Annotated in this window: 16 protein-coding genes; 9 read left to right on the forward strand and 7 right to left on the reverse strand. The window is 43.9% G+C overall.

Annotated elements, in window-relative coordinates; translation table 11 throughout:
* Positions 1–73: 73 nt before the first annotated feature.
* Entirely contained in the window at positions 74–583 is a 510-nt protein-coding gene (locus QZY09_RS01170) for a YdeI/OmpD-associated family protein (protein WP_295667072.1), read from the reverse strand.
* A 203-nt stretch (positions 584–786) separates the two neighbouring features.
* Between QZY09_RS01170 and QZY09_RS01175 the strand changes: the two genes are divergently transcribed.
* Entirely contained in the window at positions 787–1,212 is a 426-nt protein-coding gene (locus QZY09_RS01175) for a nuclear transport factor 2 family protein (RefSeq protein WP_295667075.1), read from the forward strand.
* A 55-nt stretch (positions 1,213–1,267) separates the two neighbouring features.
* Here QZY09_RS01175 and QZY09_RS01180 read toward each other — a convergent pair whose 3' ends face one another.
* Positions 1,268–1,930: a GDSL-type esterase/lipase family protein gene (locus QZY09_RS01180; RefSeq protein ID WP_295667078.1), complete on the reverse strand. Its 663-nt coding sequence runs from the start codon at positions 1,928–1,930 to the stop codon at positions 1,268–1,270.
* Positions 1,927–2,415: a cytidine deaminase gene (locus QZY09_RS01185; RefSeq protein WP_295667081.1), complete on the reverse strand. Its 489-nt coding sequence runs from the start codon at positions 2,413–2,415 to the stop codon at positions 1,927–1,929. The genes QZY09_RS01180 and QZY09_RS01185 overlap by 4 nt, the downstream gene beginning before the upstream one ends.
* Before the next feature lie 179 nt (positions 2,416–2,594).
* On the opposite strand from QZY09_RS01185, the gene QZY09_RS01190 reads away from it, so the two are divergent.
* Both QZY09_RS01190 and QZY09_RS01195 read left to right on the forward strand, forming a co-directional pair.
* On the forward strand, positions 2,595–2,879 hold the full coding sequence (locus QZY09_RS01190; RefSeq protein WP_295667084.1) for a type II toxin-antitoxin system RelE/ParE family toxin: 285 nt from the start codon (positions 2,595–2,597) through the stop codon (positions 2,877–2,879).
* Positions 2,880–2,888: 9 nt separating this feature from the next.
* Positions 2,889–3,188: a HigA family addiction module antitoxin gene (locus tag QZY09_RS01195; protein WP_295667087.1), complete on the forward strand. Its 300-nt coding sequence runs from the start codon at positions 2,889–2,891 to the stop codon at positions 3,186–3,188.
* Between the two features lie 51 nt (positions 3,189–3,239).
* Here QZY09_RS01195 and QZY09_RS01200 read toward each other — a convergent pair whose 3' ends face one another.
* On the reverse strand, positions 3,240–5,135 hold the full coding sequence (locus QZY09_RS01200; protein WP_295667090.1) for a DNA topoisomerase IV subunit B: 1,896 nt from the start codon (positions 5,133–5,135) through the stop codon (positions 3,240–3,242).
* A gap of 233 nt (positions 5,136–5,368) precedes the next feature.
* Positions 5,369–6,010 (reverse strand): hypothetical protein, encoded by a 642-nt coding sequence (locus tag QZY09_RS01205; RefSeq protein ID WP_295667093.1) that lies wholly within the window; start codon positions 6,008–6,010, stop codon positions 5,369–5,371.
* 97 nt (positions 6,011–6,107) lie between these two features.
* Here QZY09_RS01205 and QZY09_RS01210 point away from each other — a divergent pair, with 97 nt between their 5' ends.
* The 5 genes from QZY09_RS01210 to QZY09_RS01230 all read left to right on the forward strand — a co-directional run bounded on the left by QZY09_RS01210 (position 6,108) and on the right by QZY09_RS01230 (position 12,512).
* Positions 6,108–7,442 carry an APC family permease gene (locus QZY09_RS01210; protein ID WP_295667096.1) on the forward strand — a complete coding sequence of 445 codons (1,335 nt, stop codon included), beginning with the start codon at positions 6,108–6,110 and terminating at the stop codon, positions 7,440–7,442.
* A 1-nt stretch (position 7,443) separates the two neighbouring features.
* Positions 7,444–8,598 (forward strand): aminotransferase class I/II-fold pyridoxal phosphate-dependent enzyme, encoded by a 1,155-nt coding sequence (locus tag QZY09_RS01215; protein ID WP_295667099.1) that lies wholly within the window; start codon positions 7,444–7,446, stop codon positions 8,596–8,598.
* 182 nt (positions 8,599–8,780) lie between these two features.
* Complete coding sequence (locus QZY09_RS01220) at positions 8,781–9,767, forward strand: hypothetical protein (RefSeq protein WP_295667102.1); 987 nt, start codon at positions 8,781–8,783, stop codon at positions 9,765–9,767.
* A 79-nt stretch (positions 9,768–9,846) separates the two neighbouring features.
* Positions 9,847–10,338: a hypothetical protein gene (locus QZY09_RS01225; protein ID WP_295667105.1), complete on the forward strand. Its 492-nt coding sequence runs from the start codon at positions 9,847–9,849 to the stop codon at positions 10,336–10,338.
* A gap of 128 nt (positions 10,339–10,466) precedes the next feature.
* Positions 10,467–12,512, forward strand: coding sequence for a beta-L-arabinofuranosidase domain-containing protein (locus QZY09_RS01230; RefSeq protein ID WP_295667107.1), 2,046 nt, complete (start codon positions 10,467–10,469; stop codon positions 12,510–12,512).
* A 27-nt stretch (positions 12,513–12,539) separates the two neighbouring features.
* Here the strand turns inward: QZY09_RS01230 and QZY09_RS01235 are convergent, their stop codons facing one another.
* Positions 12,540–13,151: a hypothetical protein gene (locus tag QZY09_RS01235; RefSeq protein ID WP_295667110.1), complete on the reverse strand. Its 612-nt coding sequence runs from the start codon at positions 13,149–13,151 to the stop codon at positions 12,540–12,542.
* 177 nt (positions 13,152–13,328) lie between these two features.
* Here QZY09_RS01235 and QZY09_RS01240 point away from each other — a divergent pair, with 177 nt between their 5' ends.
* The gene (locus tag QZY09_RS01240) at positions 13,329–14,393 is read left to right on the forward strand and encodes an AI-2E family transporter (RefSeq protein ID WP_295667114.1); all 1,065 of its coding nucleotides are present in this window, start codon (positions 13,329–13,331) and stop codon (positions 14,391–14,393) included.
* Here the strand turns inward: QZY09_RS01240 and QZY09_RS01245 are convergent.
* On the reverse strand, positions 14,360–16,228 hold the full coding sequence (locus QZY09_RS01245; RefSeq protein ID WP_295667117.1) for an ATP-binding protein: 1,869 nt from the start codon (positions 16,226–16,228) through the stop codon (positions 14,360–14,362). The genes QZY09_RS01240 and QZY09_RS01245 overlap by 34 nt on opposite strands.
* Positions 16,229–16,399 lie beyond the last annotated feature (171 nt).

The following is a 16,399-nucleotide window of genomic DNA, read 5'->3' on the forward strand; positions in this document are numbered from 1 at the left end:
TGCGGTTAATTATTAAATTGATTTCGAATGATAATTATTAAATGAAGATTTTAAAGCTATTTTAATCCGCACATCAACCATCCTTCTTCATCGCCCGCATCATATCGTTGTAGCGCCACTTACGCAGCATGGCATTCACCGTATTTACAATGCGCCTGGCTCGGGTCTCACTGGTTTTTGCGCCATCTATCCATTTTATAAAATAATCCCGGTGCGATTTTGGCAGACCGTTAAAAAAATCCAGCGCTTCGGGTTCAAAATCAAAACATTCCTGCAGGTCGTCGGGCACTTCAACCTTATATTCGGTATCTTCTTCTATCACTACATGCAGCATAGCGCCAGCATTTTTATGGAGTCGTTTCCGCACATCTGCTTTTAAAGCCATAATAAAATCACCGCCACCCATGGGCATTAAGGCCATGCCACTAACCGCGCAACTATCCAGCATACCCCGCACCCTGAACGAGGTTTTGGTACCGGGCTTTAATTGCTGCGCCAAATCGGCGGGGATCTCAATATAGGTCCAGCCGGTTTTCTCGCCCTGCTCCGCAAATCGCAGCATAATGGTAGTGAAGTCGATCATTTTTTAGTCTTGAGTCTAAAGTCCCAAGTCTTGAGTCAAGAAAAGAAAAAAGCCGCAATGGACTCAAGACTTTAGACTAACAACTTAAGACTTGTTAAAAACTGTTAAATATAGCCATTAAAGCCACTTTTACTGTAACTAACCCATTAGTACTTGTGTCTTGTAGTTATATAAATCAACACAACAATTTTAATTATAATATCATGAAAACTTTAAAAACAATGATGCTTGGCCTGGCCATGCTTGCATTTTGCGGTGCCGTAAAAGCAAACACAAACGACAATGGCAAATTAACCAAAAACTATGCGATCAACACCTATATTGATGCCATGACACGGGGAAAATCAGCCGGCCTGAATGACGTATTGGATCAGTCCGCAGCATTTAATATGGTGCGGGGCAAACAGGTGCTTAGTTTCGACAAAAAACAAATGCTCGACTATTTTCAAATCAATAAAAATATTGAACAGCAATGCACCACCAGCACCACCGTTGTTGAAAACAACGCAAGCATTGCCATCGTGAAAGTTGATATAAAATTCGAAAACTTCACCCGGAGCAATTACATTACCATAGCCCATACCACCAACGGCTGGAAGATCACTAATGTTTATAGTGTATTTGTTTAGGGAGGTGAAGGGCGAAAGGTAAAAATGCAACACCTATCGCCGTTTACCTTTAACCTTAATTCACATACGGCTCCAGTACCTGTTGCCAGCGGTCATATCCTTTACCATTGAGGTGCAGGTAGTCGGCACGAAAAAAGGATGAATCAGGCATGGACGTTTCCGTTTTGAGCAATATTGTATTCAGGTCGATAAAAACGCTATTGGGTTTGTTGGCCAGGTAGGTTTTGATCAGCTCGTTGGCAACGGCCACTTCTTTAAAATATCTGGCGCGGCTGGGGCTCATTTTTACCGACATGTAGTAAACCGCTGCATCGGGCAATTGCTTGTTGATCATTTCAAAAAGCTGCTGAAACTTATCAAATACAAATTTGCCACTCTTACCTCCGGCAATATCATTTTCTCCGGCATAAATAAAAATTTTGCGCGGATGATAAGGGAATAAAATATAGGGGGTATAATAATCAACCAGTTGCCAAAGCTCGCAGCCGCCAACCCCACGTTTAATGATCGGTGCGTGCGGGAAACGCTTTTCCAGATCGTCCCAAAGGCGAATGGACGAACTACCGATAAATAAGATGCCATCTTTTGCCGGGAAACTAATGCTGTCCTGGTGTTTAAACGCCCGGATCTCATTATCAAACGGGAAGCCTGTTTGTGCCTGAACTTTTTCACCGGCGGCAAATGCCAGGAAAAGAAATAATAGAATTCTGTGTTTCATGATATTAATCTCTTCTCAAAAAATAAAAACGGCAGGAAGGTTTCAACACCTTTCATCACCCAAACCGGGCCTTTGGCGCAAAATAGTATAATTTCTATCGGGTAACCTTGTTTTTTTTCATATTCGGCCAAAACCTGCAGGCAGGAGCCACAGGAAGCTACCGGCTGCAATATTTCAAACTCATCGGTATGCGCGGTTACGGCCATAGCGACGATGGGATCATCAGGATGATTGGCGCCCCAATTAAACAGTGCCACCCGCTCGGCGCATAAACCAGATGGATAAGCAACATTTTCCTGGTTGCTGCCATGCAGTATTGTTCCACTCTGCAAAAGCAGCGCCGCCCCTACCCTGAATTTTGAATAGGGTGAGTGGGAGTTTTCCATAGCCTTAACCGCTTCAAGGCAAAGATCTTGAGCGGATTTATCAAGGTCCGTAATAGAACTGTATTCCTTAAAGTTTATTTTTATTTCGTGGTTGGTCATTTTTTAGCCCCTTTAAAAAATAAGGGGATTCAAGATACAGATTATTTTTTGTCTGAACTAAGATTTGTAAGATTAAAGAATCGCCATGATTTCAAAAATTTATTTAGAGTTTAAAAAACGGACAACAAAAAATTTGTATTTTCGATTTGACATGTGTAAATTTACAGTTTACATAAATTATGATTCAAAGTTTCAAGCATAAGGGACTTCTGCTGCTTTGGGAGGAAAATAATAACAGTAAGTTACCGGCGGAATTAACCAGTCGAATCGAAAGAATGCTGGAAGTTATAGATTCTTCAAAACAGGTACCTGAAGATTTTGGAGCATTTCAAAATTGGAATATCCACAAACTTTCAGGCGACCTGAAGGATTACTGGAGCATCAAAGTAAACAAAAACTACCGGATCATTTTTCGTTTTGTTGGGGAGCATGCTTATGACCTCGACTACATTGATTATCATTAAATAAACGCCATGAAAATACAAATGAGAAACATACATCCAGGCGAAATTTTACGTGAAGAAGTTATTTACGCAAATGAAATAACTGTAACTGATGCCGCAAAAATGCTTGGCATTTCGCGCCAGAGCCTGAATAAAATTATTCATGAAAAATCAGACATAACCCCCGAAATGTCTTTCAGGATTGCACAAGTATTTGGCGGCGCTGCCGATATTTGGGCTAACATGCAAACTAAATTTAATTTACAGCTTGCAGGCGAAAAAACCAGGGAGCTCAATTTAAAGCCTTTTGATTATAAGCATTCGGTTTGATCCATGGTCCACACATAATCTTTTGAATCCATCAAATCCTAAAAATCGTGTTCAGACCGCTACCGGCAAAGCCACACTTTCCACCTCTTCGGCCACCAGGGGATTAATGCTTTCATCATCTTTCTCCACCCTAAGGTTGCCGACAATATGCACCTGGCGGGCAGGCGTATTTTTACCCATATAGTATTCCAGCAAGCCTTTGATGTTGGCATCTTTCAGGATCACGGGGTCAAGGCGGATATCCTTGCCTATAAATAAGCCAAACTCATCCGGAGATATTTCACCTAATCCTTTAAAGCGGGTAATTTCGGGCTTTACACCTAATTTAGCAATGGCATTTCGTCTTTCCTCGTCGCTGTAGCAGTAAATGGTTTCCTTTTTATTACGAACACGGAACAGCGGGGTCTGCAAAATAAAAACATGCCCGGCTTTTACCAGGTCGGGGAAGAACTGCAGGAAGAAGGTCATCAGCAGCAGCCTGATGTGCATCCCGTCCACATCAGCATCGGTTGCTATCACAATGTTATTATAACGAAGGTCGTCCAAACCGTCCTCAATATTCAGTGCATGCTGCAACAGGTTGAATTCCTCGTTCTCGTAAACTACTTTCTTGGTCAGCCCGTAACAGTTCAGCGGCTTACCTTTTAAACTGAATACTGCCTGGCACATCACATCGCGCGATTTGGTGATAGACCCGCTGGCCGAGTCACCTTCAGTGATGAATAAGGTGGTATCCTGTTTGCGCTCATGCGTATCGTCAAAATGCACCTTGCAATCGCGCAGCTTGCGGTTATGGAGCGAAGCTTTTTTTGCACGCTCGTTAGCCAGTTTTTTAATGCCTGCAATATCTTTTCGCTCCCTTTCGGATTGCATGATCCTTTTTAACAAAGCATCAGCAACGGCCGGATTTTTATGAAGATAGTTGTCCAGCTCCTTCTTCATAAAATCATTGATGAAGCCACGTACTGATGGTCCGTCCTGCCCGATATTTTGTGAGCCCAGTTTTGTTTTGGTTTGCGATTCAAAAACCGGTTCCTGAACTTTTATAGCAACGGCTGCCACAATAGAGGCCCGTACATCCGAAGCATCAAATTCCTTTTTATAAAACTCGCGGATGGTTTTCACCACCGCTTCGCGGAACGCTGCCTGGTGGGTACCGCCCTGTGTGGTATGCTGCCCATTCACAAAGGAGTAATACTCCTCGCCGTATTGCTGGCCGTGCGTCATGGCTACTTCAATATCCTCCCCTTTTAAGTGGATGATGGGATAACGCATGGAATCAGCATCCGTATTACGCGAAAGCAAATCATGCAAACCGCGCTCCGAAAAATATTTGGTGCCGTTAAAGTTAATGGTGAGGCCCGAGTTAAGGAACACGTAGTTCCAGATCATATTCTCTACAAACTCCGGGATAAAACGGTAATGTCTGAATATGGTATCGTCCGGGAAGAAATTGATGGCGGTACCATTGCGCTGGGTAGTTTCCTTTTCGGGTTCGTCTCTTACAAGTTCACCTTTCTCAAATTCAGCCACTTTGGTGCGGCCATCACGATAGGATTGTACGATAAATGAGTTGGAAAGCGCGTTAACCGCCTTGGTACCCACGCCATTTAAACCCACTGATTTTTGGAATGCCTTGCTGTCGTATTTGCCACCGGTATTGATCTTTGATACGCAATCAATTACTTTCCCCAGGGGAATACCGCGGCCGTAATCCCGTACGGTAACTTTGTGGTCGCTCATGGTAACCTCTATGGTTCTGCCGGCGCCCATCACAAACTCGTCAATAGAGTTGTCAATGATCTCCTTCAGCAGTACATAAACGCCATCGTCATAAGCTGAGCCGTCGCCCAGTTTACCAATGTACATCCCGGGGCGTAAACGGATATGTTCTTTCCAGTCAAGCGACCGGATACTGTCATCACTATAATCTGCAGGTAAAGCCATGTCTTTTTAATTAATCATTGGGTCATTGCGTCATTAGGTCATTGGTTAGCGGGTAACTCCGGTCGATCTGACTTTAGTTCCGGAAAGACGTTCATTCTGGTATTCTTATCAAACATGTCAATGACTTAATGACTTAATGACCTAATGACTCAATGACATCCCCATTATGGCAAAAATAGCACTTACACCCAGAAGTTATCCATCCTGTGTATTAACTTTTCAACATTATGGACTCAGGGTTTAAAATGCAGGCTGTTGGTAGCCCTGTTTACATTTTTAAAAAACTCGGGGCCTTTTACATTGGTAAAGCAAACCGCGATGATTGTACCGGTATGATTTTTTTGAAGGGTGATGAGCAATGCATATTTATAGTGCTTGGTTTGCGGCAGGTCAAGCAGTGTTAACAGGTATGATTTTCCGGCATCTGCATTATTCCTCGCCAAAACACTGCGCGGAATGTTTCGTTCAAAGTATTTATCATCGCCGCAAAAGCTGGCAGCGGCTGCCTTACCGGCGCCGTTATAAATTGAATCAGGATTGGACGCCTGCGGGTTATCTTTAAACCGGGCCCAATCTTCTTTTTCCGATTTTATCTGGTACCATACTTCAAAGTCCTGCCCGGGTAATTCAAGCGCAAAATCAAAAGAAAAATCCTCATCATCAGGCGCCTGTACTTCTGCGAAGCCCTTTGGCCATGAAAAAACAACGCTGGTTTGCGTAACCAAATGGTAAAAATTTGATTTTTGTTCATTTGGCACCGGCTTTTTAATCATTGTTGCCTGGTTGTGCCTCAGCTGGGCAAATACAGAGGCAGCTACAAGCAAGCATATTGCTGTAAATAATATTTGCTTAAATTGCCCCACAATAGTTGCCATAATTTGCCTTTATATGCAGATTAATCAAATTAACCAGGATTACCAAGTTTAACAAAATTAAAATATAAATTTAGAAAGTTAACATTTACATAAATAAATGAGCATAAAACCGAAACTCAACCGCTTTGACCTGACAATGATTGTCATCAGTTTAGTAATTGGCATGGGCATTTTTGCTACCCCAAGTGACGTAGCCAACAAAGCGGGAAACATTTATATATTTTTTGGCGCCTGGATATTTGGTGGCCTGGTAAGCTTGTGCGGTGCGCTCACCTTTGCCGAGATCGGCGCCAGGTTCCCGGCTACGGGCGGTTTCTACAAAGTTTTCAGCTATTGTTACCACCCTGCCATCGCCTTTATGATCAATTGGGTACTGGTGATCAGCAATGCCGCGTCAGTTGCGGCGGTGGCGCTTATCGGGGCCGATTATATCAAACCTTTTTTATTGCCTGCCAATATGCAAAACGACTTTGGCACCAAGATCATTACGATAACCTCTGTCGCTATATTATATGTTATCAATTTTTTAGGGATAAAAATGAGCGCCCGCACACAAAGCGTACTGATCATTTTTAAAATGAGCATGATCATTCTGATCTGTACTACCGTATTTAAAAGCAATTATGTTCCGGTGGAAACCGCAATTGTACCCCATTCCGGCAGTTTGATCACTGCGTTTGGGCTGAGTCTTGTTGCTGTATTTTTCACCTACGGCGGCTACCAGCAAACCATCAACTTTGGCGGGGACATTATTAATGCCAAAACCAATATCCCCAAGGCGGTTACGTTTGGCATTATTACGGTTATTATTCTTTACTTATCAATTAACTATGCCTACTTCCATATCCTTGGGATTGGCGGTTTGCAAAAAACCCCGGCCCTGGCAGCTAAAATGATCGGGGTGATATTTGGCGCGACAGGCTATAAGATCACTTCCATCATGATATTTTTATCGGTACTGGCTTATGTGAATGTAAACGTGCTGGCTAACCCCCGTGTATACTATGCCATGGCCGAAGATGGCATTTTGCCTCCGATATTTATGAAGGTAAACCCAAAAACGCAGGTGCAGGAATTCGGGATGAGCTTTTTTATCGCTGCTATTATCATCATTCTTTTCTTTGTAGCCAAGTTCAGCGAGATGTTAAAGTATGTAATGTTTTTTGACACGATTGGTTTATCCATGGCTGCGGTAGCTATCTTCCTGCTGCGTAAAAAAACAAAACACCTGGATGGAACGGGCATTTACACCATCAAATGGTTCCCTTTGGTGCCGGTCATCTTTATCATCTCGTACTGGTTTGTAACCATAAATATTTTTATCACTTTCAGAGAAAACCCGTATGCCGCGCTCATTTGCCTGGCGGCATATGCTTTAGGTCTGGTAATTTATTACGCTTGTACCTGGAATAAAAAAACAACAGCAGAATAACATGGATCTTTCCTACATACTGAACGAACTTGGTGAAGAACGCGAAAACTATTTCAACGCCGTTTCGCCGCCCATCATCCAAACCAGCAATTTTACTTTTAAAACGGTAAGTGATTTCAGGCAGGCGCTGGCAGAAGAGTATGATGCCCTGCTGTATTCGCGTGGGCAAAACCCTACGTTGACTATATTAAGGCAAAAACTTGCGGCATTGGATGGCGCCGAAGATGCGCTGGTTTTCAGCAGTGGAATCGCCGCGGTAAGTGTGCCCATCCTGGCGCTGCTTAAACAGGGCGATCATGTGGTATCCGTTGAAAACCCGTATAGCTGGACCATCAAACTCTTCAATAACTTTTTACCAAAGTTTGGCATCCATACCACCTTTGTTGATGGTTCAGTAGTAGAAAATATTAAAAACGCCATCACGCCTGAAACCAAACTGATCTATTTAGAAAGCCCGAATACTTTCAGTTATGAGTTGCAGGACCTGGCTGCAATAGCTAAAATCGCCAGGGAAAAAGGCATCCTTACGATGATCGATAACAGCTATTGCGGGCCGCTTTACCAGCAGCCTATCCGGCTGGGTATCGACCTGGTGGCGCAATCGGCAACCAAATACATCGGCGGTCATTCAGATGTGGTAGCCGGCGTGTTAACCGGCAGCAAAGCGCTAATCAAACGAATCTTCGATCATGAATTTATGAACATCGGGCCCACTTTGTCGCCACATTCGGCCTGGCTGCTCATCCGCGGTTTGCGCACTTTGCCATTGAGGATGCAGCGCAGTTTTGAAACCGCCAAAATAGTAACTGAATGGCTGGCCAAACATCCGGCGGTTGATAAGATGATCTGGCCGTTTAGCCCTGCATTCAAACAAAGCGAGCTGGCACGCCGGCAAATGCAGGGCTGCGGCGGCATGTTTAGTTTTACGCTAAAAGAGTCCTCGGTACAAAAAATTGAAGCCTTTTGCGACAGGTTGCGGCATATCCTGATGGCGGTATCCTGGGGTGGCCACGAAAGTTTGATCATCCCTTCTATTGCAGGAATTTCCCCGGCTGATTATGACAACGCCAACCCGCGCCACCAATTGATCCGCATGTATGTGGGTTTGGAGGATGCGGATTATCTGATCAAGGATTTGGAGCAGGCGTTGGGTTAGTTGATTGGTTGATTAAGTTGGATTGAGTTGATTAGGTTAATGTCCCTGTAACTCAATTGACCATTCTCTTAATCAAGCAGGCGTACGCATGTCCATAATTAACCCAATCAACCACTCACTTAATCAACCTAATCAACTTAATTGCTATTTTAGCGTTTTTAATAACGCTCTGCCCATAACACATGCATAAAACATCTGCTACGCGCTATATCACCACAAGTTTAGTCCTGCTACTTACGTTTATTTTGATGTTTGCTGCCCGCTGCAATAGCAAGTTCAGAAAAATAGAATCGGACAGGGAAAATGAAAAAGCCATAAAGGCCGCTGCAGCAAACCGCACTAAAAACTTACTCAAAACCATCCAGGGCATCCCGTTTACAGAAGTTAAACGGCGTTTTGATAACGGGCTATCTTTTAGTCCAGTCGGCTTCCAGCTGGTGCCTGAATGGCGGATCTCTTTTCCATCTGTCGATTCAGTTACTATTTTCAGTCCCAGAAAAAATCGGTTTCTGAATGCGCCCGTAATGTTTGACCATGATTCAATATTTAACGTGGCATGGGCCTGGCTAAAACTTACCTATATCAAAAAAGACAGCATGCAATTTATGGTACTGCATGTGCACGACAATATTATAGACGACGAAAAGGTGCATGTATTTATGACCTTTTATACCAATGAATATATCAAAAACGTACTGCATTCGGATACACTAAAATTATGGAGACCAAGCCGTAAAGACACCCTCTATATTAAAGAAAAAACAATGCTTGCCGGAAAAATTACCGACAGCGCTTTCGCCGGTACGCAACCAGCCGTACTGGTCTCTAAAAGTAAATATGTAACGGTAAAAAAAGAGGCGGTACCTGACGAAGTAGATGGTGGTAAATCATACGACACCTATCTTTCGCCAACTTATGATATTGTGATCCATCATGCATATGATGATTTCTCGTATGAGTACACCGGATTTGTCGATGAAAAAGGCACCATTACCTTCCGGAAATCAATTACATTCATGATGCCGGAATTTGTAAAACCCATGACTGAGGCCATGAAGGGGATAACAGACGGATACCTTAAACTTTACCTTAACGTTACCCCGGGTAAAACACTGGGCATACCGCATAGAAGCATCATATTTTTAAAAGTGATTGGATACAAAAAGTAGCCCCGTTAAATAAAAAATACCGCCTTACATTTCTAAATAAATAATACTTAAATTGTGGCCTGTAAAACCAATTAAAGCCATGATAAAGAGATTATTACCCTGCCTGCTTGTTTCGCTTTTATTGGTTGCCTGTAAAAAGGAAAAGAAAACTGTACCGCCCGTTATCTATAGCGTTATCGGCAACTGGAACTTATACTCTTATCAAACTAATTTTGGCATCGGCGTAAACGCAACCGTTACCCAATACCCATGTATGGGTTATAACTCTTTAACTTTTTATACCGATTCCACCTCGAGCCAGAATTATACCGGGATTGATACTTGTTTTGTAACGCCTACTCATATAAAAGCCAATGGCGCGCAAAATTATGGCATCCCCGGGTTGTTGCCTTTGGCATCCACCTGGCACCAGAAAGGGAATAATATTTACATGACCTATCCCGGCAATCCACAAAAGGTGCCGGGTGTAGTAAGCCTGGCAAATAACGGTAAATTGCAAATCACCTTTAAAGACACCATTACCAGTGGTGCCCATACGTATTACATCACTTCGGTGGAGGTGCAGCAGTAATATTTATCAATTTTATTACCGGAGAAGGCAGAAATAGAAAGACTTAACAAACAAGAAGAATTTGCCACACTTGAATTGGGCCAAAAGTTAATTTTATTAACTACCTTCAAAATGCCAATTGAAAAAACATGATATTCAAAAAAATAACGATTGCCTTTTCAGTTATTTCAATACTGGGCTCTTTCCGTATCGCCGATCATCCGGCTAAAAACATAACAACCGCCCATTTTGTAAAACCGCTTTACAGTGAACTGCCCCTCGGCTCCATCCACCCCCAGGGCTGGCTGAAGGACCAGCTGGAGATCATGCGCGATGGCACCACCGGCCACCTTGACGAAGTTTACGCCAAACTAAAAAACGACAACGGCTGGCTGGGCGGCAAAGGCGATGGCTGGGAAGAAACACCCTACTGGCTGGATGGCGCCGTACCCCTGTCCTGGCAACTGGACGATGCCACACTAAAAGCAAAAGTTTTAAAATACATTAACTGGACCCTCGATCACCAGCGTCCATCCGGTTATTTTGGGCCGATAACCAAAGCGGAGCGTGACAGCAGCGCGGTTATTAACCTCGCCAATTGCCAGAAAGGCGAAGACTGGTGGCCTAAAATGGTGATGCTAAAAGCCATGCAGCAATACTATACGGCAACGAATGACCCCAGGGTGATTAAATTTATGACCGCTTATTTTCATTATGAGTTACAGGCGCTTAAAATTTGCCCCATTAATAAATGGAGCGACTGGGCCGAAAGCCGCGGAAGCGAAAATATTTTGGTGGCCCAATGGCTGTACCAAAAAACCGGCGACAAAAGCCTGCTGGCATTAGCTGACCTGCTGGATAAACAATGCTTTGCCTGGAGTGCGTGGTTTGCCGGCCGAAATTGGGCCATCAACGCCGCCGCGCACCAGGATGACAACGACTGGATGCACCGCCATGGCGTTAATGTAGGCATGGCCATAAAGGCCCCCGCGCTTAATTACCAGCGTACAGGCAGCCCCGCTTATTTGAATGCTATGAAGACCGGCTTTGGCGATATCATGACGCTGAACGGCTTACCGATGGGAGCCTTCTCAGCAGATGAGGACCTGCATGGCAACCTGCCCACCCAGGGAACCGAACTTTGCGCGGTGGTAGAAACGATGTACTCGATGGAAGAAGCTATGGCCATTACCGGCGATACCCGCTATATGGACGCGCTGGAACGGATCACTTTTAACGCATTGCCTGCCCAAACGACAGACGATTATAATAACAAACAATATTTCCAGGTGGCTAACCAGGTGGAGATTGCCCGGGGCGTTTTTGATTTCTCGCTGCCCTTTGGCCGCGAAATGAACAATGTTTTGGGGATGCGCAGCGGCTATACCTGCTGCCTTGCCAATATGCACCAGGGCTGGACGAAATATACGCAGCACCTATGGTTTAAAACGCAGCATAACGGACTCGCATCATTAGTTTACGGCCCTAATCAACTTAAAACCACCGTTGGTGCAGGTAATACGGCCATCAGCGTTGCCGAAGTGACGGATTATCCTTTCAGCGATGAGATCGGGTTTAATTTATCAACCCCAAAACCGGTGCAGTTTGACTGGCAGTTCCGCATTCCCGCCTGGTGTAGCTCGGCTACCATCAGCATCAATGGCGTTGCAGCAAAAACAGGTAAAGCCGGGCAACTGGTTACCATCAGCCGGGTTTGGAAAAATGGCGATAAAATCAGCCTGAAACTGCCCATGCAAGTGAGCGTATCTGAATGGGGGCGCAACTCAAGAGCGGTTGAACGCGGGCCATTGGTTTACGCGCTCAAGCTGGGCGAACGCTGGGAAAAGGGCCATGATCAGCATGAAGGCGATTATTTTAGCGTTTACCCCAATGGTAATTGGAATTATGGCCTGTCTGAACAAATTGTGAATGAGCCTGCCAAAACCCTTACAGTTACCGAAAAGCCATTAATCGGGAAATTTGTGTGGAACCTGCAACATGCCCCGATTGAAATAAAGGCCGAAGGCAGGCTGATCCCCAACTGGCAATTAACCGATGGTGTGGCCAACCAGCCCGTAACCGACAGGGACGGCGGCTACAGGGGCGCTGTGAGTGATACCATATCCCACTTTACCTTGATTCCGTATGGTTTTACAAAAGTGCGGATCGTTGCTTTCCCGGTGGTGAAGAAATAAGCTTTGAAGATAGCGGGAGAAAAATACCTAATTGCCAGACGCGGCATACAATGATGCTGTAATGCTTACCGCTATATCGTTCAGTGAACTCGCCTTAAATTCTTTCAGCCGTGCTTTAAAGGTATCAGGATCATTTACTGAGCGGGCGTAATCGCTGCTGTAACGTGCTAAATCACTATGAGCGTAAGGGCTTTTCGCAAACTCGGCCAGGCGGAGCCTAAATGTAGCCAGGTCGTACTTTGAACCGGCATAATATAAGGCACCGCGCGAAACTGCAATACCGTCAAGACTGCCATTTTGAAATTCCTGTAGCCGGCTTTTAAAGGTCGCCAAATCATTTACCGAACAGGCAAAGAAAAGTTCATCATCTTTCAGCTTAACACGCCCCAGCCTGGTGGCTGAAAAATCATCCAACCGTGCATCAAAAAGCAAAAGGCTGTTATTGGAAGCTGCGTACGAAAGCGCCATTAAATCCTGTTCAGTTTTAGCCAGATCGCTGTTTTGAAACTCCTGCACGCGGCTTTTAAATATGGACAGGTCGGCAGCAACACGGTCATTTTCTGGCTTGCCTATGCTAAACGAGGTGACCAAAAAATAACCGGCAATAATGATTGAAATAATAGTAAAAGGCTTTTTCATCGTGATGAATTCAAGTACTTAAAACTAAATTCCTTAAAAATTATTGTTATGTAGAAAGCTCTGAAAAACTAAAGGCCGGGGAATAGCTTTTGCGATCGACTATGTACAATAATTTAAACCGAATTAAAATATAAAGAATAACAAGTACCTTTAATTACTTTCGCTAAACACCATCAAATGCCTGCAGACAACAAATCCTCCGGAACCACCAAAAAAGAGTTATCATTTATCGGAAAAGTTTGGCAAACGGTAGCAATAGTAGCATTGCTGGTGGTGTTTATACTCATCGCCAGGGTTGCTTTTAATGTATTGCTAATGGCGCTGGCCGGATCGCTGATGGCGGTTTATTTTCATGGACTTGGAGACATGATCCAGCGAAACACAAGGATGAAACGCACGCTTGCGATGATCATTTCCATCGCCGGAACGATTGTCATTGTGGGTCTTTTATGTTGGTTTATTGGCGCTAAAATACAGGTGCAGGTAACCCAATTAAGCAACAGCCTGCCGCATACCATCAATAATGCAAAAGCCAAATTGAATGAAACGCCGGTAGGACAAAAAGTGCTTGACAGCTTTTCGGGCGACAACTCAAAAAAGCTTTATGATACGGTACAAACTTTTTTTAACACCAGCTTTGGCGTATTGGGCGACCTTTACATTATTCTGTTTCTCGGGATATTTTTCACCGCCAGCCCCTCGCTTTATAAAGACGGGATGCTGGTGCTGATCCCACTGGATAAAAAGCCGGTGGCCCTTCGAATCTTCGACAGGATAAGCCTGGTCCTTAAGGGCTGGCTCAAAGGCATGCTGTTGTCCATGGTGCTCATTACCATTTTAATCACTGTTGGCTTAACCATTATCGGCATACCCGCATCCATGGTACTGGGATTGATTACAGGAATACTGGAAATTATCCCCAACTTCGGGCCGCTGATCGCGATGGCGCCGGGGGTGCTGCTTGGGTTAACCGTTGGCGGCGGCACCGCGGTTATCGTGGCGCTGTTGTATATCGTATCACAAACCATTGTGGCCAATATAGTTACCCCGCTGATCCAAAAAAAGATGATCAATCTGCCGCCTGCTTTAACATTGATCAGCCAGTTAATTATGGGCGCTTTGTCTGGCGCTTTAGGAATTATCCTGGCCGTGCCGCTGCTGGCCATGCTGATTATTTTGGTGGACGAATTGTATGTAAAGAAAATGGATCAGGCAACCGTTGAAACAGGCAGCTCAACATAAAAAGTTGTTCCCTTGCCAGGTTCGCTTTCAAACCAGATCCGTCCATTGTGGGCTTCGATTATTTGTTTGCTGATGTAGAGGCCCAGGCCGAAAGGTTGTTCTCCCTGGGTGCCAGTCCTGCGGGCCGAGGTAAACGGATCAAAGATCTTGTTCCGGATATCTTCGGGTATACCCAGGCCGGCATCGTTTACGCTGATCAGCAATTTATCTTCAATTTGCTTGCTTTCGATATGTATTGTGGAGCCTTCCGGGCTGAATTTAATAGCATTTACAACCAGGTTATTCATAACCCGCCATAATTTTTCAGCATCGCCCTTAATGTTAACCTGCACATTGCTGTTTATAGTGAGTTGCTGGCCTTTATCCTGTGCCCTGAAACTGAGCAGGCTAACACATTGCTGGAGCAATTCATCGGGGTTTATAGTTTCTGCTTTAATCTTTTGCCTTTGGTCAAAATCTGTTTCCAGCAGTTCATTGATCAAGTCTAAAGAATTTTTACTGCTTACCTGTACCAGGCTCATCAATTCCTTCATATCAGCAGGTAAATTTTCATCGGGGTGAAGCATACCGCTGATTGTACTAATCGCGCTGATTGGGTTACGAAGATCGTGCGCAACAATTTTTATCAACCTTGAATAGTCTTTATTCATTACGTCAAGCGCTTCCATGGTTGATTCCGACTGTTCAAACTGCAGGCGCAGAGCATCTGATGTTTTTCGCAATTTCTTCCAGTTGCGCCATAAGACCACCAGGACAACCACCATTAGAGCGCAAATAAACACCGCAAGAAACAAAAACCTTAACTCGTACCTGGATTGCCCCTGGGCTGCCTCCAGTTGCTGATCTTTAAGCGCGTATGCAATAAAATCAATTCCCGATTTATTTTCAACCCTGTCCCGCTCCTCATGCAACATCACCAACTGCTGGCTGTAAAAAAAAGCCTTTGAGGTATCTTTTCGGGCGGTATAAAAATTATATAATTTTTTGGTGATTGATTCTGTATAAACTCTATATTCTTTTAACTGCGTTATATACAACCCTTGTTTATAATAGCCTACCGCCTGGGCCGAATCGGTTTGTGCAAATAAGTCGCCAAGGTCAATCAGGATATCGAGGCTTAAATAAAAAAGCTTATTTTTTATGGCCCCATACGCGGCTTGCTGCAATAGCGCCAGGCCTTTATCACGCTGCCCGTTTTTGATATAATTATCAGCCGTTAACTGCTCAATAGCAAGTAATACACGCCTGTCTTTATATTTCTCTGCAATTTTCTGTGCTTTATTTATGTAATAACTGAGCGAATCTTTTTGAAAGTTGCCGGGATATAATATTAAATAGTTATACCAAACCAATGACATGATGGAATCACGGTTGAGCCGCCTGCCGGTTTCCAGGGCGTTTTTAAAGCTATTAACCGCTTTTTTATCCATGCCCTTCTCATTATACACCATGGCAATGTTCATAATCGCTTGAACCATGTTGGCAGTGTCGCCAATAGCCTTAAAGCGGTTATAGCCATCATTATAATAGCGAAGAGCCAGTTCAAGGTCGCCCTTCATATCATAAACTATCCCCAGGTTGTTAGCTGATTCAGCCTTTCCCTTATCATATTGCAGTCTTTCGGCAATGTCGCGTGCACGTTGTGTGTAGGCAAATGTGCTATCCACATTGTTTTCATATAAAAGCAGTGCCAGTTTGTTTAATGCATCTACATAGTGGAGGCTATCTTTTATTAAAGGCAATTGTTTTTGAAGATTTTTGATATCGTCAATTTGGCCGTAGCAAACCAGGGACAGCAGCATCATTGAAGAAAAAAGCACGACAAGATTTTTCATATCAAAAAAGCCAACTGATAAGGGTGATAATAGCTGTTTTACGAATATCCATTTAATTAAAAGGCTATTACGCCTAATATGTTTTATCCTTATACCGAAATTCTACCAAAATTGATGCGATTTCGGGTGAAATAATTGATCAAATTATTTTAATATTTTATTTCGACAGAA

It is taken from the genome of uncultured Mucilaginibacter sp., assembly GCF_903913935.1.
Taxonomy (GTDB): domain Bacteria; phylum Bacteroidota; class Bacteroidia; order Sphingobacteriales; family Sphingobacteriaceae; genus Mucilaginibacter.